The following is a 25779-nucleotide window of genomic DNA, read 5'->3' as shown; positions in this document are numbered from 1 at the left end:
CCACCTCGGCACCACCGCCTCAAAGGTCATCAAATGACGCCACCGATTCGATTCACGAGCGGGTCGGCGGAGCACCTACCATGGTGATCTTCGATAATGCCATCGGCGTGGGCCGCAGAGTGAGCAAATAGATCAACGAAACAAAAATTTTTCGAAGCGTTCAAGTACCACTACCGCTCAGCCTCCCGCTTCTGCAATCCTGAGTCAGGGCATGAGAAAGTCAATGCTGAGAACGAGATAGGTTTCTTGCGCCGGAACATCATGATTCCTATCCCTCCAGCCCTCTCTATGGAATAGCCCAACGAAATGCTCACCTTCCAATCGGCGAAGTTCGCTGAACGGATTCATTGGAAGAAGCAACTCACGACGACTATGTACCTTGCGGATCATTGGAATGAGTAACGGGCGGATGTGGATTTTTTTAGAGCATGCACAAGACTTGATGCTTTTCGGTTCCGAGGGGACAGGTAAAACGCATTAATCGACCGCTTTAGCTGATGCGTGCCGGCGTGGGATATCGTTCATGTTTTTCTCCACTGCTGGGTTGTTCATGACCTCGCGGAAGGCTAAATCCTAAAACCAATTGGATAAGGAGCTGGCGTTGATTGCGAATAGTCATCTGCTGGTCACTGACGAGTTCGGGTATCTGCCGATGGACGAATACGGAGCACGGCTTCTGTTTCAGGTGTCCGCTGTTGGTTCTGAGAGGTGCAGTTTGGTGCTCACCACGAATTTGGAGTTCAAAATGGGGCCAGGGTATTCAGCGATGAAAATATGGCCGCCACGGTGATTGCGCAGCTCGTGCGTCACGGGAGGTTGTTGCAGTTCCGTGGTCAGCCGTACCGGGTTGATGAACGTTATGATAAGCAGACCCATTATTTCGTTGGTGAGTGACGCTGTTCCGTTTAATGGTGTTGGCTACCTCGGGTGAATCCATCGGTGCTCAGTGCCCTGGAAACGGTAAGCGGAAGTGGCATAAAACCGTGCTGAAGTGGCCTACTTTTAGGTGCTTTAACGGCCTACCTCAAACTTGACGAAGCACAGAGCTTTGTAGTCGTGTTGGAGAATTCGGCCTAGTATTCTAGGAAAAAAGACGAAGTGTCGCGTCAGAACCGACTGAATGCCATGGCAATCATACACAGCTAATATCGGTACTTGCTGTAATGGTCTCTGAAAGAATTTCGACACTGACACCTAAGCTGACAATTGGGCAGCTAGGAATCTTGTTGAAGCATCTGCCATATTCAGTGGAATGACAACAGTCTAGGCGTTGATTGAGATTACGGTGATTCAGACGCAGCATGCTACTTAGGGGACCAACGCTGCTATGACTAGCAATCCCTACCTAAGCGAACCAAATTTACGGTGATAGTCGCGGCAATCGACTAGAATGTAGGCAATGAGTCGTCTTTCGACGAGAACGTATTGAAATATCGGTATTCCTTTCAATGTTGGTCGAATTTTTATGGTTCCTTAATATTAAAGTTTATGGGTTGCGAAACATATTCTCGAAAATAGTACGGGTGAAGAGAGTCAACGGTGATTAAAACAAAAGTTACTTGCCTACGAGCAGAAAAGATCATACATGCTTTTGGGGTTTCCGTACTTGTTCGCCTCACGGTGCCGGATACCAGTGCAACGGGTTATGCTGAGCAGTTAATGCAGCGGCTTACTGAAGTCTGGGCGGACTCTCCTACTCCACGGCAAAACAAGAAAACGATACTTGAAGTCGACCTAGGAGTAGTTGATGATAAGAAATTTGAGCGAATTCAGTCGGTTCTAAGCACGGAAGTCACTCTTGCAGCTCTACGAGCTCATTCTGGCGATCTCTTAATGTTCCATGCAGGTGGAATTGCTCGCGACGATGGAAAAGTTGCAATGATCATTGGGCCATCAGGGGTCGGTAAGACGACAACGATGCGTCACCTTGGCTTACATTACGGTTATGTTTCAGATGAAACTGTTGCAGTCAATTTTCAAGGAGAAGTCTTACCGTACCGAAAACCACTATCCATTATTACCGATGGTCATGAATTCAAGGTGCAAGTAGCTCCAAGTACGCTCCATCTCCTGCCACTTCCTACTGCTCCATTAATTCTTTCAGGAATAGCATTGCTAAAGCGACCGGACACAATCGAATCGGACACGGTGCTTGAGCCAATAGGCCTTGCACAGGGGCTCATGATGGCTATCGAACAAACCAGTTATCTGGGAGAAATTCATCGACCACTTGCAAAGCTCGCGTCACTTGCTTCAAAAGTTGGCGGTTTTAAAGTGATGACTGTAGGTACTCCAGAAAGAATACACAGAGTAGTTGAACAAATATTTGACTCGCGCGAAGTGCCACGTTGGACATCCATAATGCCAGATGAGAATAGAATGCCAAGGACGGATACGGCTTTTATTCCTCTCAACGTTGTTGACGCTGTTGAATGTTCAGACGGTACCGTTGTCTTTACCAAAGACAAACAAGCGATACTCCTCGACGGCATCGGTCCACAACTATGGCGATCTTCATGCAATCTAGAATCATGGCAGCAACTGATAAACCGAATAGAAGCATCTTTTGGACCTGCGCCACACATGGATACGAAATCAGCCATCATTAAAGCTTCAGATAAGCTTATCGAAGCTGGAATTATTTCCAATAATATTAATGATTTAAGATAGGTGAAATAGTGGAAAGAAAGACGAATAGGTCGGATCCTTCGCGAAATAGATTATGGCAAAGAATTAGATCTTCAATAGTCTTCCACTTGGTCTTGGCAGTGGTTTTAGTTTCGGGAGTACACGGGTTCTTGGTAAAACCCTACGATATACCAAGCAATTCTATGGAAAAGACCTTGGAAAGTGGTGATCGAATCTATGTTAATCGATTACAGAATCGCCAATCGAATCCGATACACGGCCAGATTGTTGTTTTCAACGCATCTCCTGACTGGGGACAGTCCGCTGAAGGAAACGTACTGAAAAGAATTGCAGGTACAGCCGGAGATATCCTCGGATTTGGCGCTACGAATCATCATGCACTGGTCAAAAGAATTATTGGAGTTCCGGGGGACACTGTGAGTTGCTGCAGCGCAACAGGAACTTTAATGCTGAACGGAAACCCGATTCATGAGAACTATGTGTATGATGATTTCCCATTTCGATATGGATCTTTGGATTGTGAAACATCTCCTCGATCGAAACGCTGCTTTCCTCCGATTGTCGTTCAAACTGGAAAGTATCTTGTACTCGGTGATCATCGATCGGACTCAAATGATTCTGTTTATGCCTGTCGTGGCGAAAAGCCGAGTGGAAATTGTTCAAAGCAGGTTGCTAGAGAGGATGTCGTTGGCCCTGTATTATTTCGCGCCTGGCCTCCATCTCGCATAGGCACGGTTTATTGATAGATAGCAATTTGTAGCTTTCCACTATTTTGGCTCATAGAGCGTTCCTATGGAAACTTTGCTTATCTCAACAGTCTGTTAGCCGCGCAGGGAAAGTTGGGTCCGGCACTAAAAAGTTGGACTATACTGATAATCGTCTCGACGTCACAAATGATGTAACCAAAATGAATAGCTTTGAGTTTTCAATAGGAGAATTGAATGAAAATTGTAGTCGTTGGCACTGGATATGTAGGGCTTTCAAATGCCGTTATACTAGCACGCCACCATAATGTCGTAGCGGTTGACATTGACAAAAATCGTATTCAACTAATTTCCCAGAAGAAATCGCCCATCATCGATGCTGAACTATCAGACTATTTAGCCAACGCAAAACTTAATCTGTCAGCTGAAGTTGTTTCGGAATCCTCATACCTAGATGCACGTTATATTATTATCGCCACTCCAACCAATTACGATACAGAAACGAACCATTTCGATACATCTACTGTAGAGAGTGTTATTGATACAGCAATTTCTGTGAATCCTGCAGCGTCTATCGTGATTAAATCTACTGTCCCAGTCGGGTTTACCAAAAGTATTCAAGAACGTTATCCGGCCACTACGATCATTTTCTCGCCTGAGTTTCTTAGGGAAGGGCGCGCACTATTCGATAACCTTCACCCGTCGCGGATTGTAGTCGGACAGCGAGGAGCAGAAGGAGCCGAACTAGCTGAACTGCTGTTGGAGGGGAGCCTCGAATCTAAAGTCCCGATTCTTCTTACTGATCCAACTGAAGCCGAAGCGATCAAGCTGTTTTCCAACACCTACTTAGCATTACGAGTGGCATATTTTAACGAGCTTGATACATATGCTGCATCACGTGATCTTGATTCTGCTCAGATCATTACTGGTGTAGGGATGGATCCAAGAATTGGATCCCATTACAATAATCCGTCATTTGGGTATGGTGGTTATTGCCTGCCAAAAGACACCAAACAGCTTTTGGCGAATTACGCTGAAGTACCTCAGAATCTCATTTCAGCGATCGTGGACGCTAACCGAACTAGGAAAGATTTTGTCGCCGAAGACATACTCAAATCCAATCCTTCCGTAGTTGGTATTTATCGATTGATTATGAAGAATGGTTCCGATAATTTCCGTGAGTCTGCAGTTCAGGGTATTATGAAAAGGATCAAGGCTAAGGGTATTAGTGTTATAGTATACGAGCCGTCCTTAACGAGCGCGGAGTTTTATCATTCTGAAGTAGTTTCAGATTTGAGTGAATTCAAAGATCGCGCCGATATCATCGTTGCAAATCGTTTTACTATGGAACTTGACGATGTTGAAGAGAAGATTTACACAAGAGATATTTTTGGTAGAGATTAAGCAGTGCGCCAGTTGAATTCGTATTTTGCAGTTAATTATCGACCAACGCTCAGATTTGTAACAAAAAATTGTCAATAGTGAAAATGATACAAAAATGAGAACTTGGAACGCAGTTTCTTTTGGTGCATTAGATATGCGTGAGTGGGATGGCCCATTCGCGCATGTCGACTTCATTGTTTTACCGATTTACCCTCTTGCTGAGCCGCTTGGATTGGTAGGACCACCTGCCGTTCTTTGGCAAAGGCTCCTTGAAGGACAGGTATCAGAAGAACACCTTTCGTCTGAGGAACTAGAACTGATTCTTGATTTTGAACATGTGGGAATCGCGACGAGTTCCGGTAAACATTCGAATCATATCGTTGACGTATGTACTCCTTGGTTGAGCTCGCCCCTCCACGAACTTGTTTATGCGCTTGTCCAAAGCATTGCGAGTGATGCAAAAATTGATGTCATTTTTGTTAAGGGCCCGATTCTTCGCAGTCAAGGATTGCGCACTCGTTTCCATTCGGGCGATGTCGACGTTTGGGTAAGACCATCTCAACTCGAGTGTTTGGTGAAATTAATGGAACCTTGGGGTTGGAAAGTTCAACCAGGGATCTGGCAAGGCACAAAGGTTAACCATTCTACTACCCTGTCGCCAGACAGATGGGGGTGCGAGCTTGATATTCATGAACATTTTCCTGGAGTAGCTCTAGATTCCGAAGAAGCATTCGATCGATTCGCAACCTCTTTGACTAAACATGAGTTTGCCTCCGTTGATGTAGAAGTTCCGTCTATGGAATGCCATGCAATTATTCAATCGTTGCATGTCTTGCGGCCAAATTTCGGTACCACCGGAACCTCCGATAGAGTCTTGGTTGCCCGTGATACGCTGATGACAGCTGGAGCTGAGACGATCCGCCTGGCACGGGAGCTAGGTGCAAGCGCCGTCCTACATGAACCATTGAGTATGGCGTTTCCGGAGCACGAATTTTCTCAGCCTGAAGCTTTACCAGATAATTGGGTTTGGCGCGGTAAGAAAAATAGGGTATTTGCGTACTGCTATGCGCTTCGAATGGTTCCTTTGAGAATGAGGCCATTAATTTTATTCCGATTTATCTTTCCGTCTCGTGCAATACTCCTAGAATCCGAGCGAATTGCCGGTGGTAGTGCATCAAACTGGTTCTCCTTATGGTGTAAACGATTAGCCAGGGGAGTCAAACCATTATTTTCAAACTTTAAAACGATTAAGTAAATAAAATTTTTTGTGACTGATTATCTTGGGGTAGATTAATTATGAGTGGTGCTATTGTTCACGAATGGATCGAAGAATTTGGTGGCGCCGAAAAGGTCGTGGACTCCATGATGGATCTGTATCCCGACGCGGATTTGTGGTGTGCATGGAACGACGCACCTGGTCGGTATCAGGGCAGGAACGTGTTCGAGTCCCCAGTCGCGCATACGCCACTCCGGGGGAGGAAAGCTTTAGCACTACCGTTCATGCCATGGGCATGGCGAGGAATGCGTACCGATGTGAAGTATGACTGGATGCTTATTTCCTCGCATGCTTTTGCTCATCATGCAACCTTTAGTGGCGTTAACCACGACATTCCAAGACTTGCCTATGTGCATACTCCGGCACGCTACGTTTGGCTTCCAGAGCTCGACGAACGCGGCAATAGTATGATCGCCAAGACGGTAGCCGGAGCCTTAAGACCACTTGATCGATACCGTGCTTCTTCGCTTTCAGGTATTGCTGCTAACAGTAAATTCATTAAGGACCGAATTGCTAACTCTTGGGGTCTAGAATCAAGCGTTATATACCCTCCAGTTGATGTCTCAGAGATTTCAGATTTCAATGAGAACGTCTTGACTCCTCGCGAACAGGAGTTTTTGTTGAACCTTCCTTCTGCTTTTATTTTGGGCGCATCGCGGTTCGTGCCGTACAAAAAGATGGATGTTGTGATACGCGCCGGTGCGCTTAGCGGTCTTCCTGTTGTTCTGGCTGGGGGAGGTCCGGAGTTGAATCGCCTAAAGAATCTTGGAATCGAGATGAATATCGCACTTACATTGATTGAGGAGCCTTCGACTAATCTTTTACGCGCTTTGTATCGAGCTGCTTCCGTATTGGTCTTTCCTGCGATTGAAGATTTTGGGATAATGCCTGTCGAAGCTCTTGCTTCCGGGACGCCAGTTATTGTGAGTAATTACGGGGGGACAACTGAAACGGTAATAAATGGAATTAATGGAGCTCATATTCATGACTGGCGTGATGATAAGGAAATTTGCAATGCTGTCGACAGCGTTTTGAAATTGGACGCGAAAGTTATTAAAGAATCAGCGACAAGATTTTCAGCAGAGCGATTTCAATCTGAGCTCGATATTTGGGTGAGATCATCTATTTCTTGAGTGCCTACCTGTTGGGCGTAATTGATAGTATCTCTTGCTTCTTCAGCTTAATGTTTCATTATATCCAGTCAACTAAGCTAAAATGTTGCTAGATGATAGAATGCTCTTCTGCTCTTTGGCAGAAAACCGAAAGGGACTACGCTCGTGGAGTTGAAAGACTACTGGCGAATTTTTCGTGCTCATTGGATCGCTGTAGTCGCTATCACGGTAGTCGGCGGGCTAGTTGGAGTAGGCTGGGCGTTCGCTCAGCCCAAAGTATATGCGGCATCCGCTAGCGGCTTATTGACTACGGGTGTGAATAGTGACATCAGCAAGGCAACTATAGGTGAAAGCTATGCGAAGTCTCGCATCAAATCTTATCTAGACATTGCCAAGTCTACTACTGTTGCAAATTTAGCCGCTGAACAACTTGGAATCGACGTTCCAGCTGACAGTCTGCTCCGTCAGATTACAGTCACTAACCCAATCGATACAGCAACAATGAAGGTCACCGCGGAAGCTGACTCAGCAGAAGGTTCCCGTGACCTAGCTGCGGCATGGATAGATGCAATTGGCCAGCAGGTTTCTGAAATTGAAAATGCAGATGTTTCTGCCAAGGATGAAGGCGCTTCGATTGTCTCCTTTAGGTCGTTGGACTCTGCCTTACTTCCACAGGAACCTATATCCCCCAACAAGAAGTTGTCTCTGCTAATTGGTTTGCTCATCGGAGCAGCTATTGCAATTGGATATGCGCTACTCCGGAATATTTTCGATCGTCGAGTTCATTCTATTGAAGAGGTTGAACGCGAAACCAACATGTCGGTAATCGGAACTATACCTTTTCACAATGGATTTACTTCCGAACATCGCATGCTCGAAAGTACAGGTGGTAATGACAGAAGCGAGAAGGGACGAGAAGAATATGCGATAGCAGAGGCACTGCGTGAGCTGCGAACTAACCTCCAGTTTATGAGTATCGACAACCCTCCTCGAAAGATTGTTATTACGAGCGCGCTTCCTTCGGAAGGTAAATCCACTCTTATTGCAAACTTAGCTAGTACCATAGCCGCATCTGGGCAGAATGTTGTTGTAATTGATGGTGACCTCCGTCGTCCGATGGTGGCAAAGACTTTTGGTTTGCTAGAAGGCGTCGGTCTCACAGACGTGCTCATAGGTAGAGCGCGTCTTACTGATGTTCTTCAAGCACATGGAAATTCCGGTAAATTATTCGTTCTCGGTGCTGGGAAGATTCCGCCAAATCCGAGTGAACTGCTAGCATCCAAGGCTCTTCACGATATTATTGACGATCTCGCAGAACATGCCATCGTGCTCATAGATGCACCACCGCTTCTACCGGTAACTGATGCAGCGATTCTCACGGCTCGAACCGATGGCGCACTCATCGTGACGCGTGCCAATAGAACTACTTATGATGAACTCAAAGCGGCACTCGAAAATGTAACGAAAGTCAACGGTTGTATTCTAGGTATCATAATTAATGGAGTTAGTGGCAAGGGACAAATAAGCGATGGCTATGGTTACCGTTACCGTTCGTACTATGGTCAGATACAAGAACCCGAAACCACAACAGGTGCTATTCCAATAGATGATTTCGACAATATTTTACAGAAGCATCAGAGCAATGTTGAAGGATTAGCAGAAACTACCAACTCGGAGACTTCAGACTATCTGGAGATTCCACAAGTTCGGCGTGGTAGAAGAGTTTCTGATTCGTGAGGCATAAAACCAATTACGATCCCCTCTTCACGATCGTTACCGTTTGTACCGGTAACATCTGTCGATCGCCTTTAGCTGAATCCTTACTTAGAGTTCGTTTGGCTGATGATCATCGTTTTGAAGTGACTAGTGCTGGACTTCATGCCGTAGTGGGGGCACCTATGGATCGTGATGCAGCTCATCAGTTGATTTTACACGGCGGTGATCCAGAGGGTCTTGTAGCGAAGCAAATAACAGTGGATTACCCTAAAGCAGCGAATCTTTTACTAACGATGACTCGGGCCCAGAGGGATGAACTTATTCAAAAGTACCCTTTAGCCATGCACAGAACATTTACTTTGTCTGAATTTGCGAAACTATCATTGAAATTGCAAGGATCTTGTTATTCTGTCGATGAGTTGGTCACACGTTCAGCACTTCATCGCGCTCAAGTTATTCTAGGGAGCTCAGACGACATCACGGATCCGATCGGGGCTAGACCTAGAGTTCATGAGAACGTAGCAAATCAAATTAGCGAACTTGTTGATGTTATTTCGTCTCAGCTTTTGTATGTAGCGAAGATCAAGTGAAAAAAATCAGCTTCGGTTAGAGATAGGCCTCCTTGACTAGAAGAATTACGTTATTTTGGGCGGTAAATTAGTTTTTCGGGACAACGTACGATCCAGTCCCGAAACATAATTTTCGTAAACTCATCTATTTCTGACAATATTGGGCTCCTTGGTCCTGCTTAGTCTTCCAGTCGACGCTTGCTGAATACGGACCCTTGAAAGTTGAACCCACCGGACCATTTATCAGTCATTCTGAACACGTGATTAATATGGCAAAGTGGGAAGAGATTCGTCTACTTCATCGAATGTGATGCCTCAGGACATAGGTGACAATTCTGCATCAAGCCTTCGGTAACACTTCTTGAATCAACACATCGGTGACATTCCCGCATCAGGACTCCGGTATCTGCCCGCTGTCACCGACGTGTTGGATTCAATACTTCTCAACCAAATACGTGCTTGGCCGACTTCATGCCCACGTGCTTGACCCCTGGCTGCGGCCAGTCGAACACCGCAAACACCTCACCGTCCGAGGTCGCGAAGAAGATCTCTTCCGGGCTCCATTGAATGACCACGGTCCGGGTAGCCATGCGGGTGGTCAGCGAATACATCACCTTGTTGAACTGCACCCTTCCGTTGGAATACACCTTTAGCCGACTCCTCCCGGCAGGCTCTGCGCTTTGTAGGCTGCCGGTGAGCTTTGATGAAACCGGTGATACCGCTGCTGAAGGTTGTTGTTGCCCGTCTGGGGTCTGCGGGAGGGCATCGATCTGAGACGACGCAGGATCTCTGGGCCGCAACGGGTCAGTTTCTGCCTGAAGCGCCATCGCTGGCTCCATCGGTTCAACGCGTGGCCTGCGCGGCGGCAGGGCTGGCTCGGTGGCGTCCCAGGCCTGCTGTGGGGTGATTCTGCCCGGTAACCCCTGATGGGGGCTCTTCTGGTTATAGATCTCGTCAAACGCGTCGACAAACCGTTGCAGTTAGTCCATGGTACTGGCGATCGGCTGCTTGTCCAGGTAGCGGAACAAGGTCTGGTGAAACCGTTCGTTCTTACCTTGGGTGGTTGGTTTGTAAGGTTTGCCGGTGATCATTTCCACCCCTAATGAGCTCATGAAGATGAACAGCTGGCTATGGTGGCCCAGCCGTGAAGGGTTCAGTGCACGGCCGTTATCAGTGAGCAGACGCTGGGGAACACCGCGCGCTGCGATGCCCTTCTTCGCTACCGCCACGGCCGCTTCACTCGTCTCGCTGGAGGAGACCAGAGAGGCAACGGCCAGACGTGAATGGTCATCTTGGAGCTGGAAGATCACGCATTTACGTCCTCCGGTCAGCACGTATTCGGTGACGTCCAGCTGCCAGCAGGCATTCGGGGCGGGATAGACGAACCGGCGCCAGGCGGCGCGGGGCTTCTTGCGTGGTTCAGCGCGGGCTACGTCCCGCTCGCGGAAGATCCGCGACAGGGCGGCAGTCGACGGCGCATCCAGTCCCATGGACTTCATCTTGTCGTGCACGCTGATCGGTCCGTGGTCCAGTCCCGAGGCTTCCAACGCGGCACGGACTTTCACCGCTTCATCCTTGATCTGCTCGTCGAGCTGGCGCGGGGAGTGTTGCGGGCGGCGGGAGCGTGGTTCAAGGGCGGCAGCTTGTCCTTGCTTGCGGGCGATGGCTCTGATCTTGTAGAACGTTTTACGGCTGATTTCATTGGTCAGGCAAAAGGTGCTGACCGCGCCGCGCGGGGCATCTTCTGGCCACTGAGCGATCTCCAGGCGCAGGCGAGGGTCTATGGGTTCATTGGATTTCACAACTTCCCATTGCAGTTGACCACGACTGGATTAACTAACCAAAAGTGTCACCACCACAACATGCTGGTTTGTCACCGATGTCTTGATGCATAACTGTCACCTATGTCCTGAGACATAACAATTAACACTGAATATCTAACGCTATGGCTAGTGAAAATGGAAAATACCAGACTCAATCTTCAGTTGTCATCATAGACTCGGACGACGCGCCCTGCTGAGAAATAGTTGTGTTTCAACTACTTTGAAACGGCAAGGGTGTTGAAAAACCTACTTCTCATTCGACAGTCTGAAGTATCTACCCTTCCTCGGTTTCCAACGGATGACTTGGGAAACTAAACAATTCAAACTAGAAAGAAGCTATCGAAGCAGGAACGGGCGCAATCGCAGAAGTTAATACCGTACTCATTAGACACATTGTTTATGAATCAGCTGAGATAATATAGGAGGCAGAGAGCGATTTCCAGGAGCTAAGCCAGCCGGGGGTTCGCTTGTTACGTCTCGGCAATATTCCAACTAGTATAAAAAAGAGGAAGTATGTCAAAAGTACTACATGTGGCAGATGCATTTGAAGGAGGCGGGGCAGAGTCAGTTTTTAGAGCAACGATCAAAGCTTCCATCGAGAACGGTGACACGACACATGTATTTACTGGAGTGCCGGCTAAGAACCCGTTCTCATATGTTTTTTCATTCGGAACAGCGAGACGGCTATATCGTGAACTAAATAGATTTCGGCCCGATATTATACACATTCAGAACTATTACCACTCCTTGTCCCCTAGCGCATTGTGGGCGATATCTTTATACAAGAACAAGAAAGATTCTCCGAAAGTGAGTGTAATATTTACCGCTCATGATTATCATATTGTCTCGCCTAACTCAGGATTCCAATACTTTCGAAATGGCGAACGGCATAATCTAGAACCCACTGAAAGGCGACTCAATCTCTTTCGCCGATGGGATAACCGGACGTGGGTCCATTCTACGATGAAGCTATCCCAGTATTTTATTGCGTATAAAATTCTCGATCTCAGAAAAGTAATAGACATGGTAGTGTCGCCCAGCAATTTTCTTGCTCGAATAATTAGTATTCGATGCCCTGAGATACCAATTAAAGTAGTTAGAAACCCAATTACTTGCAGTAGTGAAATTGAGAACACTAATCCGAAAAAAGTTTCAGTTGATAACTCCAAAATAAATCTCTGCTTTTTAGGGCGTGTATCTTCAGAAAAAGGTGTACAAGAGTTCATTGAGGTACTTGGCAATACCAGTATCAAGAGAAATATTATTCTTCATATAGTTGGTTCTGGAGAATCAAAAATACTTGCATCAATCCGCGATCAAGGACTTCGCTCTGAAGTACAAGTCAAATTTCATGGGTATGTAGCAGCTTCCGAAGTTCCTCTTTATCTTAAACAGATGAATATTTTGGTTTTACCCTCACTATGGTTTGAGAACGCGCCCTTAGTCCTAATCGAAGCCGCACTTTTGGGAATTCCTACTCTGACCTCGGAGATAGGTGGTATGAAAGAACTCAGTCAGCTTACGACTGCAAGCTGTGCCGTTAGAATTAATGATCACAATCAAGTCGAAACTGCGATTCAGGTATTGAATTCGAAACAAGGGATGAATAATTTAATAGACAGAGATATATTTGAGTGGTCTAAATTCAAGGATGACCTTCATGATACGTATTTAACGGCTGCTGAAGGAATACGGAATGAAACTGCTAACGGTTAAAAACGTGGAAAACATTTTAATATTTCGTGAACGAATACTTCCTGAATCAGAAACTTTTATTCGGAGCCATTATGAGTCCCTCGTGAAAAGCCGATGGAACCCACTGCTTGTGGGGTTAACCAGAGTTGAGTCTCCTCTTACGACGCAAGAAGATGTGCTCCTATTCGATAATGTCACGAGACTTCGACAAAGAATATTTGATATATTGCGATTCGATTTCAAAATTTATAACTGGCTTAAGGAAGTAAAACCGGCGCTAATACATGCACACTTTGGGTCAGGTGCAGTAAAGATTCTACCCTTGGCTAGAATGCTTAATATACCTCTCGTGGTGTCATTTCACGGGGTCGATATAAACGTCTTGCCAAATCGTGATACTTTCCAAGGAAAGTTGTATCGACGGCGCCTAAAAGGTCTTTTTAAGTACGCAGATGGTCTCGTGGCAAACTCTCACTTTCTAGCGCAAAGAATTGAGCAGCTGGGTGGAGCTCCTGAGAAGATCAAAGTGATTCCGCCTCATTTCAACTTGGTTTCAGAAACCTGCGAGTCACCAAGCGTAGATCTCCGTAGAGGTGTTTTATTTGTCGGACGTTTAGTTCCAGTAAAAGGTGGTGAAGATGCCTTGCGTTCATACGCTTTGCTGCCAGCTGAATTGCAGAAAGAACATCCTCTCATTTTAGCTGGTGATGGAATGCTGATGAAGACTTTGAAGACTCTCGCTAGCGAATTAGCGATAAATGTCGAGTTTCGAGGTGTGTGTAGTAGGGAAGAGATTCGAGAACTGATGCTTCATTCCGCTGTCTTGCTAAACCCTTCAAAAGTAACGCCCGATGGTGCCACTGAGTCTTTTGGGATTGTTTTTGCTGAAGCAGCACTTGCGCAACTACCTGTAGTATCTTATGACAGTGGAGCTGTATCAGAAATAGTTCTCAATAAGGTCACTGGGTTGCTTGCAGACGAAGGACGGTTCGATGTTCTCGCAGACCATCTTGCGGGTCTTCTTGAAGATTCAATAACCCGTATGAATATGGGTATAAACGCTGCTGAAAATCTAGTTGAAAAGTTCAGTCCAGACAGAAGAGATGAATTAGTCAATGACCTGTATCGACAAATTCTTAGAGAAAAGATTTAGAGTCTAATTGTTATTATGCTTTAGTTATTGTTGTTACTCAAACAGTCGCCCCGACTCTTTAGATTTTATCATTAGCTAATGAACTACCATTCAAATGATACATTCACATTATTTTCTGGAATTTCATAGTTCGATTATAAAAGGATTGAAATGACGACTTTTGAACCAATCGATTTCGTTGTTACGTGGGTCGATGATGACGACTTAGAATGGCGTGAAATGAAGAACGCATATTTGGGTGATCGGCGAACAACGAGGGAAGGTGCTTCGGAATCTCGCTTTCGAGATTGGGGCGCACTTCGTTATTGGTTTAGGGCAATAGAAGAAAACTGTGAATGGGTTCGCAAGATTTTCTTAGTTACCGTTAACCCGCTGCCCTCTTGGCTCAAATCGCAGCACCCGAAGCTTGTCGTAGTCCATCATGAACAGTTTATTCCTGGCGAGTATCTGCCAACCTTTAATTCTCGCGTGATTGAGATATATTTACATAGAATCCCTGACCTTAGTGAAAAATTTGTATACTTCAACGATGATATGTATGTTCTTAATCAGATTGATAGAAATCATTTCTTCCCTAAAGGTCGTCCAGCAGCGATTCCAGTAATGAATGCCTTATCTGTTGGAGACAATATATCGCATGCCATGTTGAATAATATTCGTGTTATCAACGAGAATTTTAATAAAAGAATTGTTATTAAGCGGAGGCTATTTGATTGGTTTAGTCTCCGACTGGGCCATCATTTCATTCAGAATATCGCACTACTCCCATGGCATCGATTTACAGGGTTTCATAACCATCACCTACCGTTGGCACTGCTGAAATCTACATACTCAACTGTCTGGAATTTTGCCTCAGACGAGCTGAAGCTGACTTCGGAATCTAAATTTCGACAGTTTCATGATATTAATCCATTTCTGTTCTATTATTGGCAACTTTGTTCCGGTGTGTTTACCACCGTACAACCATCTAGCTACGGCAGATACTTTCAAACTGATAAAACGAGCGTAAACGATTTGACGCAAACTATTCGAGAGGGTAAAGAGCGGGTTATTTGTATAAATGACGGTGAAGTGGAGGACTACGAATCGTTGTCTGATCAAATAGAGGAAGCTTTTCTGAAGCGTTTTCCGAACGCCTCTTCATTTGAGACTAGCAATTGAAAATGTGACGTCGAGGAAGAAGACAACGAGATTGACAGCCAAGTTCCTCATGCGCGGACCCACCAGGCGGGCGCGATTGTTGAAGCGGTCGGGTTTCAATTGTGGGGCGTACTTGGCGGCCTCGGCACATAGCACGGTGAACCGATGTTTGATCCAGGTCTAGCTGATGCTGGTACGCGGGTTCTTGCCAGACATCCTGGCAGTACCGCTCCAGCACGCTCCGGTTCAAGCCGTTGCCCAAGTCCAGGATGTCCATGTAATCGCGGTAGCTTTGCACTTCGATCTTCTGCTGATCCAGCAGCCGGGTAGCCACCTGAACGGTGGCTGGGTCGATCCCTGTTGAATGTTGTCAGTACCTTCGGGAACTCCGATACGTTGCCTGACCTGTTTCGTGCTTGGGTTAGTGATTGAGTAAAGCCAATATTAATTGCCCTGTCTGTTTACCCGTTTGATCGGTCGAAAAGGACACTAATTCACATGCTCACCGTAGGCTAGAACCGAGGTCATGACATTCATCCGGAAGGTCCGCACCAATTCATGTGTGGTCCCAGTGCAAATCGTGAACCGGCACCGGACGTACCGTGAGCAGAATATCGCTCAAAGGTACTCCTGTTCTTCCAACAAGGTGTGAAATCTCGTGACTTCGTGGACACTGAAACTCACGACTTCGTGGACAGCGGATATCAATACTTTGTATTCAGTTACCAACCTGGCTGATTGGTTGGTAATTGCCTGCAAATTAGTTGTGTTCGAAGATAGTCGGTGATTGCTCTTCCCTCGCCTGAATGATGGCACGGTACTGCTCAGCCTTCTTCTCCCATTGTCGAGTCATGAGCGTCATCTGAATGCCTCTGATTGCATAAGAGGAAACGATTTTCCCCTCAACTTTGAGCGCCACCATCGGTAATGGGAATGACATGACAACTTCGCTCGTCTCAGGGTCAGATAACAAAAATTCTTTGTCTGTAATCGTCCTGATGAACTGGCGGCGAGCGAACGATGTGGGCAACGAAATATGAAACCCCTGAAAGAATGTGCTCCGATTTTCCTTCGTCACTTCTACGAGTATCTGGTTTGATTCCAGCAGGGGCACTGGAGCCGATGCATCATGAGTGCTTTTCATGGTTTCACCCGTCTTTGACACCACCACATCCAACCTACTGAGCGTGGACTGGGCCAATCGACGCTTACTGAGATATTCGGCAGCTTTTGCCTCCAATACTGATAAGTGGATCGATTCAGTCGCCGGTGTATGCTCTAGCTGGTCCCAAGCAGAATGTGGAGTGGCTTGGCTCAAGGATTGATGCGGTCGCCGTTTGTTGTAGTGTTCTCGATACCGTTTCAGCAGCCGCTGCACGTCGGCTAGGTCCTGTGGCTTGTTCGCGGTGAATATTTGACTCGTTCAGAGCCACCAAAATTGCGATTCAGAGCCACCACTCGTAAACAGCAATATTCTCTGTCAGAGCCACCCTGTATAAACTCCTCCCACCATGCATCAGCCTGTGTGGTGGAAGGAGCCATTTCCAATGGTACGAAAGATCAAAGCGAAGCGAATACTCCAGCTTCGCGCCGAGGGTTTCTCCGGACGCGCCATCGCGTCCACCCAAGGCATTTCCCACAACAGCATTGCCGAAGTCATCACCGCCGCAGACGCTCTATCTCGCACGTGGGATGAGCTCAAAGACCTGAACGATGAACAGGTCTACCAGCTGCTATTTCCTGGCCGCAGCGAACACGAGACCGTGTTCACCCAACCAGACTGGCCCACCGTCCACAAAGAATTGGCCAAAGTCGGCACGAACCTCAAGCTCCTGCACGCCGGATACGCCGACAAATCCAAAACCACCGGTGCCGCGTTCATCGGCTATGACCGGTTCTGTAAGTCCTATCAACGCTACGTGCTTGAACACGGTGCTTCTTCGAGGGTCGAACACAAAGCTGGAGTCAGCGTCGAAGTTGACTGGTCAGGTCCGACCATGGCCTTGCACGACCCAGTCACCGGCCGACAATCCACCGTCTACTTGTTCGTCGCCTGTCTTCCGTTCAGCCGGTACGCATTCGTGGAACCCTGCACCGATATGCGGCAAGATTCCTGGCTGCACTGTCATGCAGCGATGTTCACCGCCTTGGGCGGCAGCGTCCCGAGGATCGTGTGCGACAACCTAAAAACCGGAGTCATCAAGCACCCCACCGACGGTGAAATCATCCTCAACGACACCTACCTGCACCTCGCTGAGCATTACAGCTCGGCAATCCTGCCAGGATGCGTACGCAAACCCAAAGACAAGTCCAGCGTGGAAAACACCGTGGGGCATGTAGCGACCTGGGTGATCGCCTCTCTGCGCCAGGAAAAGTTCACCACCCTCGGCGAGTTATGAGCCGCGGTTTATCGTCAGGCCGCCGCATGCAACGCCTAGCCCTTCCAAAAGCGTGCCGGTTCCCGCCAGAGCGTATTCACCGAAGAAGAGCAGCCCCTGCTACGGGATCTGCCAGCAGTCCCGTACGAGATCAGCACCTGGGCCACCGGTCGCAAAGTCGCCAAGAACAGCTACGTGACGTGGAAGAAGAGCTTCTACTCCGTCCCGCTCAAGCATGTCGGCGCGACCGTTGACCTGCGCATCACCTCCACAGTGCTGGAAGTATATCTGCAGTCGCAACGCCTGAGCAGCCACCCGATCTTCCCATCCACCATGGTTAACCAGTACCAGACCAACGACGCCGATATCCCACCCGAGCGTAAATACCGGGCATGGGACGCCAATCGGTTACGTGGCTGGGCGCACTGCATCGGCCCGAACACAGTGGAAGTCATCGACAAGATCTTCATTTCTGCCCCGGTGCCCGAGCAAGGGATCAACCCTGCGCTGGCGGTGCTGCGCTTGTCCTCGAAATACGGTGCACAGCGTTTGGAAAACGCCTGCTTCGTCGCTTTGCAATCCAGGATCAAGTCCCCGCGCTACGCGCATCTGCATCCGATCTTGCTCAATCGGCAAGACGAGCATTGGAAAGATACCGCCCTCGCGCCAGTTTCAGAAGAAAGCAGTGGATATGTGCGTGGCAGCGACTACTACGCGAGGAAGAACTCATGAATCTGAATACAGAGACCAAGCGCAAACTGCGCGAAATGGCCGCCGGCGACCTGCTCACGGCCTTCGAAGCCCAAGACGATGTGCTCAGCATGTCCCTGAGCGTTGAACAGCGCATCGAGATGGCCGTAGACCAAGCCCACGGATTATTCGTCAATGCCAAGGCCAACGGTCTGATCCGCCGTGCAAAGCTGAGGTATCCCGCTGCTGACCTGCGCCGAGTGGACCGGATCGAAGAACGGGGCCTGAACCAGTCCTTGCTCGCTCAGTTAGCGACTTGTCATTTCATTGAGCTGAACAGGAATCTGGTCTTCTAAGGCTTCACCGGGTCAGGAAAATCGTACCTAGCGTGCGCTGTTGCCAAGCAGGCCTGCGTGCATAGCTATCGGACTGGCTATGTGAGGTTGCCTGATCTGGAAGAGGAATGGCAACAAGCCACTGCCAAACAGCTTGGCCAGCTGAAGCTGCTGAGTAAATACTCGAATTACAGCGTCTTGGTACTTGATGAGTGGCTGCTGGATCCTCCGGCCGGCGGGTTCTTGAAGTTCATTTTCGAGCTGATGGAGCGACGCTACGATGCTTCGACAACGATCTTCTGCACCCAGTACAAGCAGTCAGACTGGCATGCCCGGTTGGGGGCTGGTGCGTTGGCCGATGCAATCAAGGACCGGATAGTTCACCACACGATCTGGGTGGAAACCGGAGGGTTCAACATGCGTGAATCGATAGCGCAGGCTGAACAATAAGCTGGTTCCCGCAGAATGCTGGTGAGCTGTTTGGAGCCACCCTTGAGTTGAAAATCGGGGGTGGCTCTGAACCAAAATATTCGGTGGCTCTGAACCGGAATAACGAGTGGCTCTCCTGCGGAATATCGGTGGCTCTGAACGAGTCAAATATTCATTCGCGGTTAAGAAGCGTTGTAATGTACGGTGTGATCGTTCGTTTTTCCCTTGAGTAGTAGGTCGTCCTGTGATCGGCATGCTTCCCTTGGATGCGAGGAAGATTTCGACCGAACTGAACCGAACGTCCCGCTACGTAATTGGTTGAACGCTTTGGAATTATCGCAGAGGACTTCTTGGGGTGCACCGTATTCCGTGATGGCGCGCGCGAGTACTTCTTGGGCGTCCTGGCTGTTTTCGTGGCGTTGGAAAGCTCGGGAGCCAACATCGAATCTGCTGGCATCATCGATGAGTTGGTAAATGGTGATGAGCTGATTTTTGGCGGTGCGGTATTCAAAAGCATCAAGTTGCCACAGAGCCATGGCCGTTGACCTTGCAAAGGGAACGTAGGAAGATTTCGGTCGCTTGCGTGGGCTGCGGTCCACGTGGCCGACGCCGGCCAGCAAGCGACCTATCGTGGCGACTGACGGAATTCTGCCGCCGGGGGAAAGTGTCTTCGTTAATCGTTGCTTCGTAATGAATGGTTTTGGGGCCGTAGTCCCGACCATCCTTTTTGAGTTTCTGGCGGATCTTTACCAGCTCGTTGATTACTTCTGGGCCGTATTTCCTGGCTGGTTCTCTTGGTGCTCTGGATTGCGGATGAAGAGTTGCAGCAGATTCGTTGGTTGCTCTGTTCCGCAGTCGGTAGAAAATGCTTCGTGAGATCTTCTGAGTTTTGCAGAATTCGCTGATGCTCAGGGCATCTGGTTGTGAAGGGTCGAAATTGATGATCATGGATCGCACGCGGGGTGGCAGGGCACTTGACATGTTTTCGACAGTGCCAGAAAGTGGTCTTGTTTTGTCCACGAACTGTTGAGGCAATGTGTCCACGAATTGATGAGTTCGTGTGTCCACAAAGCGATGAGACGGGACCTACAAAGTATTGATATCCGTTGTCCACGACAGCCATGAGTTTTCAGTGTCCACGAACTAGCGAGATTTCACACCACGTCTCACTGGGATGGAGTTACCGTTTCACCCTATTAGGCAACCGTGATCGGCGTTGAACACATTGGTTCAGCACACATAAGATAGCTGAACTCGCTGTCCTCTTGTCCAAAGCAGAAGATCAACTACCCCTTGGGCAGCAGGTCCTTCGGCTTCGGCGATACCGAGCAAACCTCGATGAAAATCAGTGATGTTGTTGATTGGCAAGACTTAGAAACCATAAGACAAACTCTGGTCAATCAGTCCAGAAGCATCAGTAGGACCGGCAAAGTGATCGCCTCTCCCACAACGATTTTCTGGGAGATCATCGAAGCCGACTACGGCTGGCTCGGATTCACCATCGTTGCTGATGACGCAGTCGAAGCCATGATTCTGGCCAGCTTGATCGAACCGACATAATGGGGATAAGACTACCTTTGTCGCGTTTATTCCGGATGATTTCGCTGAGGTGATTGGTGATTTGAAAAAAAAGGGGTCACTAGCCGTGGCACGTAACAGATCTGGGTCCTCGGCTCTGCGGGTGAGGAAGGTAGTGCAACGAACCATCTATTTCGCGGAGGTTTTCATCTGAGACAACGTATCAGTGTTCCCAGACGTATTGACATGACGCAGCAAGGTATTGCTGTAGTCGATTGATACACTAGTATGTTTTTGTTGCGCCCGGACTTCCACGGAAACACTTCTTGCACTTTAGAGAATACTGTTTGACGATTTAATATTATCAGGTCAAGAGCCAATCAGATGTGTGAACTTGTTTGATTGCACGGCTGAGCTATCACCATCTGTAGTGTGACTCCGAAGAATACACCCCGAAGATTAGGGAAAACAGGCTAGAATTGAACAACAGAAAGGGGCAATGAAGTTTCGATCTAATCGTCTTGAGTGGTTTCATAGCAGACCGTTTTCGAACCCACGAGAAATTGTCGAATATCAAATCACCGCTCTTAATTAGAACTGTTGGTTGCTTGAGACGCCTCGTTCAGAAGGTTGTTGTTTCACTGTATCTGAATTTTGAAAGCCCTAAGGGGAATGTTAATTATATTAATATTGAATTATTCGAAGTAAGGGCTGCGATAAGCAGAAGAGTCTTCTAGTCAATAAAAAATTTTTCAAAGGAACCACGATGTGAACTTGGCGGAATTGTTGTCATAATTATATAGCAACTTCAACATCGAGAATAAAGGAAAAACAGTAATCATAATGGTATGGTCAGTGAACCTGGCAGCAATTTTTATTTCACTTTTGTTGTATAGACGATCCGCGCATTCACTGATCGTTCTTTATATCGGAACTTGGATTTTTTTTCCATTCTCCGCCTATTCATACTACGTGTCGCTTACCCCTCCTTTCCATGTGCTACCTCAAACATGGTTAGTCCTCGCCCCTTTATTATTTATAATTTTCTTTGAGAAGAAGAGATTGGATGATAACAAGAAAACCAGCCCAAGAGTTGCCCAGCTTGTCTGCGTAGTCTTGATAATGATGATTATCACCCTCGCCGGAAATTCAAGAATTGATCTTTTCTTTAATCAAATATTGGGGCCAACTGCAGCTTTATTTTTGACGCTTCGGGCGAGATGTAAAGACGTAACTGCAGCTTTGAAGATTCAAATCTGGATAATTCTATTTAGTTCTCTTCAAGCAATTGCAATTATCGCGGAGTCGACCCTTAGTAGATTCCTTTTTTACCGCTCAGCGAATGAGCAGCAGTTCGAATGGTATGTAAGCAATATTTTTGACCGACCATTCGGGACAACAGCTCACCCTTTAGTAGCGGGCCTACTCCTGGCGGCAACGATTCCATTGTTAGGTAGCCTATCTTCGACGCTAGCCCGAATTCTGACTGCCCCCCTATTGTTGTATGGAGTACTACTTACCGAAACACGGGTCTCACTGCTCATTGCTGCTGCCGGAATCGTTTATCTCGTCGCTATTGCGAAAGCATCATTCACTTCGAGACTATTCTTTTCCATTGGAATCTTCGCGGTACTTTTTTGGATCATCACTAATATCTCACAATTCTCGGTGTTCTCTAGGTATGGCCTGTCGGACAGGTCGTCCCAGTTGAGGGATCAAGCTTATGATTGGTATTTCTCCCATTGGGCGGAACACATATCGATAGGGAAGGGTATGGGGTACAGTTATGAGATTGCGAAACAAGAGTCACTCAGGAGCAGCTTCGAAAGCTCACTTATTCAGTTGTCCTTAGACTTTGGTCTCATCGTAACTTTAATGTTAATCTTCGGATTCGTGTTGCTACTGTTGCGCCGAGGGCGTGATTATGTTCGATCTAGAGGTGCTTTGCCGGCCTTTTTAGCAGCTGTGGCTTGTACCGTTACATTCAGTTCAATTAATGTTCAGAGTCTAGTTGGTCCAATTATATTTGTACTTGCGGGTCTTGCCGTTGCCGTGAAAACTACTTCAAAAACATCGAGTATTACCGAAGACGATCTCGTTCTTAGTCCAAAATTATAAATAAATGAGGTTAGAAATTCAAGATTTATTCGCGCACAAGAAGACCTTAATTAGTGTCTCAACATATAAACGTACCTCGGATTTGAAAAGACTAGTAGATTCAGTGGCGCCTCAACTGAATTGTGGTTCTTGCCAGCTTCTGGTTGTCGATAATTCGCCTGATGCGGATGCAATGTCCTTTGTTCATAGTCTTGGTCCAATATGTCAATATGTACATGAACCGCTCCCTGGCATAGCTGCTACTCGGAATCAAGGCCTTCGAATAGCTGAGGAGGGAAATTACGATTATTTGATTTTCCTAGACGATGACGAGTGGGTATCTACTGATTGGCATAACCAGATCATTGCTGTTGGGAATGAAACTAACGAAGGCGTAGTCGTCGGTCCAGTGAGAACCGTATATACAGATGAGACGCCTATGTGGATCAAGCGATATGGATTTCACCAACGTGTAATGTTGGCCGAAGGTGCCCATCCTAGGAGTACGGCGACGCACAATACTCTTTTAAAGGTGAACCAATGGAGATTAGCTGGAAGTATTCAATTTGATGATGATTTCTCTTTCACCGGGGGGAGTGATTCTGATTTCTTTGCGAGATTATCTGATCGTGGAGTGAAAATTTACTACACGCGCCGGGCCGTTGTTTTTGAATTTGTTCCAGAAAACAGAGCAAGCATGTCATGGCTAACCAAGAGAGGACTTAGAGTTGGGGCTGTTCACGCTAGGATTCGATTAAGAAGTGAGCCTCGATCTAAGTTGATTGCAGGAGGTATTTTGCGCGCGCTGAAAGGCTTACTGTTGTTACCTTTGGATATAACCTTGCGTAAGCAACGGGTTGCTGAAAGCTATGCAACGTTCCTACGAGGCGTTGGTATGTTTTTGCAAGGAATCGGAATTTTCCGGTTTGAAGAGTATTCGAGAAAATAATATTCAATTACTTCTTGACGACGAGTATTCGCTCAGTTTTGTTTGAGGAATGAATATTATAAGCCATAAGAGAATTTCATAGGAAAAATTTAATGCGCGGAAATGGTTCAAGAAGTATTGCCCTAGTTTCATTGGGTAATTCGGTTTCGCCTATAGTTGCGTTAGTGACTGCTCCAATATTGGCTCGTGAACTGGGTGTCGTGGGTCGAGGCGAGCTTGCTGCTGCGACTGCACCGTTGTTCCTCGCTGCTTCTGGATTTAGTTTTGGCGTACCAGAGGCTGTTAATCATTTTGCCGCAAAGAATCCTAGTATTTCACGAAAATTCCTTTCAATCGGCAGCCTTTTATGTGCGATATTTGGTGTGATAGGTTCGCTCATAATATTATTGACCGCTGATTTGGTTAGTCAGGGAAATCGTGATCTGACTCAACTTATTTTGATTAGTGGGATGGCTTTGATACCCACTTTGGTCGTTTCCGCATTAAGAGGGTTTGCCCGAGGCGAACAACTATGGAGACTTGTAGCGGTAGAACAAGTAGTGTCAGCTGCTTTCCGACTGCTGTCAATCATCGCGCTGACTTTGAGCAGTCAATTAACTCCGTTTACGGCTTGTATTATTACGGCCTTTTCTGGAACTGTTGGTGGGATCGTTTACTTGAGTACAGTTTTCCATCGCAATAGAAGCGTGAGTAAGTATCCCCAATTTAGCACTATTCATGACGAAGCATCCGTCCGTACTGTTCTCGGATTCGGAGTAGGAGTTTGGCTGGGTGTAGCGGCTGGAACCATTCTTTCAAAGCTTGATATGCTGTTGGTCCTTCCGCTCTCGAGCGCTTCCGAACTTGGAATTTATGCAGTTGCTGTGAGTGTTGCTGAGTCGGTAAGGGTCTTCAATATGGCCGTGAGAGATGTCGTCTTTTCGATGCAGTCGGCGCGAAACGATGATGTTATGCTTGCGCGGGCTTCAAGGGCATCGACATTAATCACAGCTGCTGCTGCATTGATAATTGGCATTGCTTCCATTTGGCTGATCCCGTTATTCTTCGGCCTCGAGTTTAGCGAGTCTGTATGGGTGGTTGCTGTATTGCTCGCGGGCGCAGTATTGGGTAATCCTGGATCTGTTCTTGCTGCGGGGCTCTCGGCGCGTGGTAAGCCAATTTTGAGGAGCCTGTCCATTCTGGGTGGTGTAATCGCAAATCTAGTTGGACTCTTAGTCCTGGTTCCGATGTTCGGTGCATTCGGAGCTGCTTATGCCTCGGTGATTTCAAGTTTTGTCACTGCATCTTTAGTTTTGATATTCGCAAAACTTCACTTTGGACTTAAGCCAAGTGATTTTATTGTTCTGAAGATATCTGATGTTAAGTTTGTTGCTTCATCTATTATTCGACGTGGAAAATAGGGATTTCTCAAATCTCATTTGATTGTGAGATTAAATATTTTTTACGTGTTTGGTGCCTTTCAATTTAGAGAAAATCACCTTTGTTTGCAAGCTTGTGAAAGCCGGTAAAAAGTAGCCGGATCCACTATCTCCATCTCATGATGACACTTGCTGCTACTAGTTGTATTTGAATGCAGATACATAGGGTGGCAGTTTAATCGTGCTAGATATCGATAGTTCTTTGACGTCGACGTTAATTTGATTCCAAATAACACAAGTGCGGCATTTTCAATTGTGCTTTCTATGAATGTCTAGAATATAATTGCTTGTCATATTTTTGCGTATAATTTTTGATCAACTTATCATATCTAATTTTGGTGAAGTGTATCAATTTAGGTTTAGTATCAATTTTGCCTCGAAAATTGCCGCATCTAAAAAATGGCAAATGCTTCTATTGTATATTGTTGCTAGGTCTAGTAGCGGCGACAATCAATCAATTATGCGCTCTTCTGTATCCGATAGTTTTCGACTCTTTGGACGAGCCGCAGAATTAGTTATGATTACCTGTTTTGAAACTGACTATTCGAATGACTGAGGAGGGGATTTTTAGTTGACCGTAAGCGTTCCCTTCAAAAATACCTAACGTCCGTTGCTCAAGATTCTCTCAGCAATTTGAGCTCGCTTTTGTTAATATGAGGGGCTGAACATAGATTCTTGAATTACCCTTGGAAGCGTGAGTGAAGATATTTTTTCGCGTTTTTACGGTGTCATCCCCGCCGGCGGC

Annotated in this window: 16 protein-coding genes and 4 pseudogenes; 17 read left to right on the top strand and 3 right to left on the bottom strand. The window is 46.9% G+C overall.

Annotated features, from left to right (window positions below; translation table 11 throughout):
- Positions 1 to 583: 583 nt before the first annotated feature.
- The 8 genes from AUR04nite_RS18560 to AUR04nite_RS17125 all read left to right on the top strand — a co-directional run bounded on the left by AUR04nite_RS18560 (position 584) and on the right by AUR04nite_RS17125 (position 9430).
- Positions 584 to 790 carry an ATP-binding protein gene (locus AUR04nite_RS18560; protein ID WP_407646717.1) on the top strand — a complete coding sequence of 69 codons (207 nt, stop codon included), beginning with the start codon at positions 584 to 586 and terminating at the stop codon, positions 788 to 790.
- A gap of 749 nt (positions 791 to 1539) precedes the next feature.
- Positions 1540 to 2670 (top strand): ATP-binding protein, encoded by a 1131-nt coding sequence (locus tag AUR04nite_RS17155; protein WP_141367419.1) that lies wholly within the window; start codon positions 1540 to 1542, stop codon positions 2668 to 2670.
- An 8-nt stretch (positions 2671 to 2678) separates the two neighbouring features.
- Entirely contained in the window at positions 2679 to 3392 is a 714-nt protein-coding gene (gene lepB, locus AUR04nite_RS17150; protein ID WP_281285138.1) for a signal peptidase I, read from the top strand.
- A 198-nt stretch (positions 3393 to 3590) separates the two neighbouring features.
- The gene (locus AUR04nite_RS17145) at positions 3591 to 4757 is read left to right on the top strand and encodes a nucleotide sugar dehydrogenase (protein ID WP_141367415.1); all 1167 of its coding nucleotides are present in this window, start codon (positions 3591 to 3593) and stop codon (positions 4755 to 4757) included.
- Positions 4758 to 4851: 94 nt separating this feature from the next.
- Positions 4852 to 5991, top strand: coding sequence for a nucleotidyltransferase family protein (locus tag AUR04nite_RS17140; protein WP_141367412.1), 1140 nt, complete (start codon positions 4852 to 4854; stop codon positions 5989 to 5991).
- 41 nt (positions 5992 to 6032) lie between these two features.
- Positions 6033 to 7145 carry a glycosyltransferase gene (locus tag AUR04nite_RS17135; RefSeq protein WP_141367410.1) on the top strand — a complete coding sequence of 371 codons (1113 nt, stop codon included), beginning with the start codon at positions 6033 to 6035 and terminating at the stop codon, positions 7143 to 7145.
- A 144-nt stretch (positions 7146 to 7289) separates the two neighbouring features.
- Entirely contained in the window at positions 7290 to 8861 is a 1572-nt protein-coding gene (locus AUR04nite_RS17130) for a polysaccharide biosynthesis tyrosine autokinase (RefSeq protein WP_141367407.1), read from the top strand.
- Positions 8858 to 9430, top strand: coding sequence for an arsenate reductase/protein-tyrosine-phosphatase family protein (locus AUR04nite_RS17125; RefSeq protein WP_141367405.1), 573 nt, complete (start codon positions 8858 to 8860; stop codon positions 9428 to 9430). The genes AUR04nite_RS17130 and AUR04nite_RS17125 overlap by 4 nt, the downstream gene beginning before the upstream one ends.
- Before the next feature lie 422 nt (positions 9431 to 9852).
- On the opposite strand, the pseudogene AUR04nite_RS17120 reads toward AUR04nite_RS17125, so the two are convergent.
- Positions 9853 to 11211 (bottom strand): annotated as a pseudogene (locus tag AUR04nite_RS17120) (DDE-type integrase/transposase/recombinase).
- Between the two features lie 534 nt (positions 11212 to 11745).
- Between AUR04nite_RS17120 and AUR04nite_RS17115 the strand changes: the two are divergent.
- The 3 genes from AUR04nite_RS17115 to AUR04nite_RS17105 all read left to right on the top strand — a co-directional run bounded on the left by AUR04nite_RS17115 (position 11746) and on the right by AUR04nite_RS17105 (position 15241).
- A complete protein-coding gene (locus AUR04nite_RS17115) occupies positions 11746 to 12948 on the top strand; it encodes a glycosyltransferase family 4 protein (RefSeq protein WP_141367402.1) in 1203 nt (400 codons plus the stop codon).
- Positions 12929 to 14080 (top strand): glycosyltransferase, encoded by a 1152-nt coding sequence (locus AUR04nite_RS17110; protein ID WP_141367400.1) that lies wholly within the window; start codon positions 12929 to 12931, stop codon positions 14078 to 14080. Before AUR04nite_RS17115 ends, AUR04nite_RS17110 begins: the two co-directional genes overlap by 20 nt.
- Positions 14081 to 14230: 150 nt before the next feature.
- Positions 14231 to 15241 carry a stealth family protein gene (locus AUR04nite_RS17105; protein ID WP_141367397.1) on the top strand — a complete coding sequence of 337 codons (1011 nt, stop codon included), beginning with the start codon at positions 14231 to 14233 and terminating at the stop codon, positions 15239 to 15241.
- Positions 15242 to 15980: 739 nt separating this feature from the next.
- On the opposite strand, the gene AUR04nite_RS17100 is transcribed toward AUR04nite_RS17105, so the two are convergent.
- The gene (locus tag AUR04nite_RS17100; protein ID WP_141367395.1) at positions 15981 to 16634 is read right to left on the bottom strand and encodes an integrase core domain-containing protein; all 654 of its coding nucleotides are present in this window, start codon (positions 16632 to 16634) and stop codon (positions 15981 to 15983) included.
- A gap of 133 nt (positions 16635 to 16767) precedes the next feature.
- Here AUR04nite_RS17100 and istA point away from each other — a divergent pair.
- Both istA and AUR04nite_RS17090 read left to right on the top strand, forming a co-directional pair.
- Positions 16768 to 18330 (top strand): annotated as a pseudogene (gene istA / locus AUR04nite_RS17095) (IS21 family transposase).
- Positions 18327 to 19073, top strand: a pseudogene (locus AUR04nite_RS17090) (ATP-binding protein). Before istA ends, AUR04nite_RS17090 begins: the two co-directional pseudogenes overlap by 4 nt.
- A 152-nt stretch (positions 19074 to 19225) precedes the next feature.
- Here the strand turns inward: AUR04nite_RS17090 and AUR04nite_RS17085 are convergent.
- Positions 19226 to 20033 (bottom strand): annotated as a pseudogene (locus AUR04nite_RS17085) (DDE-type integrase/transposase/recombinase); the annotation flags it as partial.
- 312 nt (positions 20034 to 20345) lie between these two features.
- Here AUR04nite_RS17085 and AUR04nite_RS17080 point away from each other — a divergent pair.
- The 4 genes from AUR04nite_RS17080 to AUR04nite_RS17065 all read left to right on the top strand — a co-directional run bounded on the left by AUR04nite_RS17080 (position 20346) and on the right by AUR04nite_RS17065 (position 25016).
- The gene (locus AUR04nite_RS17080) at positions 20346 to 20612 is read left to right on the top strand and encodes a hypothetical protein (RefSeq protein WP_141367393.1); all 267 of its coding nucleotides are present in this window, start codon (positions 20346 to 20348) and stop codon (positions 20610 to 20612) included.
- 813 nt (positions 20613 to 21425) lie between these two features.
- Entirely contained in the window at positions 21426 to 22688 is a 1263-nt protein-coding gene (locus tag AUR04nite_RS17075; RefSeq protein WP_141367390.1) for a hypothetical protein, read from the top strand.
- A gap of 4 nt (positions 22689 to 22692) precedes the next feature.
- Positions 22693 to 23616, top strand: coding sequence for a glycosyltransferase family 2 protein (locus AUR04nite_RS17070; RefSeq protein ID WP_141367388.1), 924 nt, complete (start codon positions 22693 to 22695; stop codon positions 23614 to 23616).
- Between the two features lie 92 nt (positions 23617 to 23708).
- Positions 23709 to 25016 carry an oligosaccharide flippase family protein gene (locus tag AUR04nite_RS17065; RefSeq protein WP_141367386.1) on the top strand — a complete coding sequence of 436 codons (1308 nt, stop codon included), beginning with the start codon at positions 23709 to 23711 and terminating at the stop codon, positions 25014 to 25016.
- Positions 25017 to 25779 lie beyond the last annotated feature (763 nt).

This window comes from Glutamicibacter uratoxydans (assembly GCF_006539925.1).
Classification (GTDB): domain Bacteria; phylum Actinomycetota; class Actinomycetes; order Actinomycetales; family Micrococcaceae; genus Glutamicibacter; species Glutamicibacter uratoxydans.
Note: the sequence above shows the minus strand (reverse complement) of the source record. Positions and strands in the feature narration are given on the sequence as shown.

Bases quoted from the DNA above. Each gene is read 5' to 3' on its own strand.
- AUR04nite_RS17070 (WP_141367388.1), top strand. From the start codon at position 22,693: ATGAGGTTAGAAATTCAAGATTTATTCGCGCACAAGAAGACCTTAATT.
- AUR04nite_RS17105 (WP_141367397.1), top strand. From the start codon at position 14,231: ATGACGACTTTTGAACCAATCGATTTCGTTGTTACGTGGGTCGATGAT.
- AUR04nite_RS17065 (WP_141367386.1), top strand. From the start codon at position 23,709: ATGCGCGGAAATGGTTCAAGAAGTATTGCCCTAGTTTCATTGGGTAAT.
- AUR04nite_RS17115 (WP_141367402.1), top strand. From the start codon at position 11,746: ATGTCAAAAGTACTACATGTGGCAGATGCATTTGAAGGAGGCGGGGCA.
- AUR04nite_RS17140 (WP_141367412.1), top strand. From the start codon at position 4,852: ATGAGAACTTGGAACGCAGTTTCTTTTGGTGCATTAGATATGCGTGAG.
- AUR04nite_RS17135 (WP_141367410.1), top strand. From the start codon at position 6,033: ATGAGTGGTGCTATTGTTCACGAATGGATCGAAGAATTTGGTGGCGCC.
- AUR04nite_RS17145 (WP_141367415.1), top strand. From the start codon at position 3,591: ATGAAAATTGTAGTCGTTGGCACTGGATATGTAGGGCTTTCAAATGCC.
- AUR04nite_RS17110 (WP_141367400.1), top strand. From the start codon at position 12,929: ATGAAACTGCTAACGGTTAAAAACGTGGAAAACATTTTAATATTTCGT.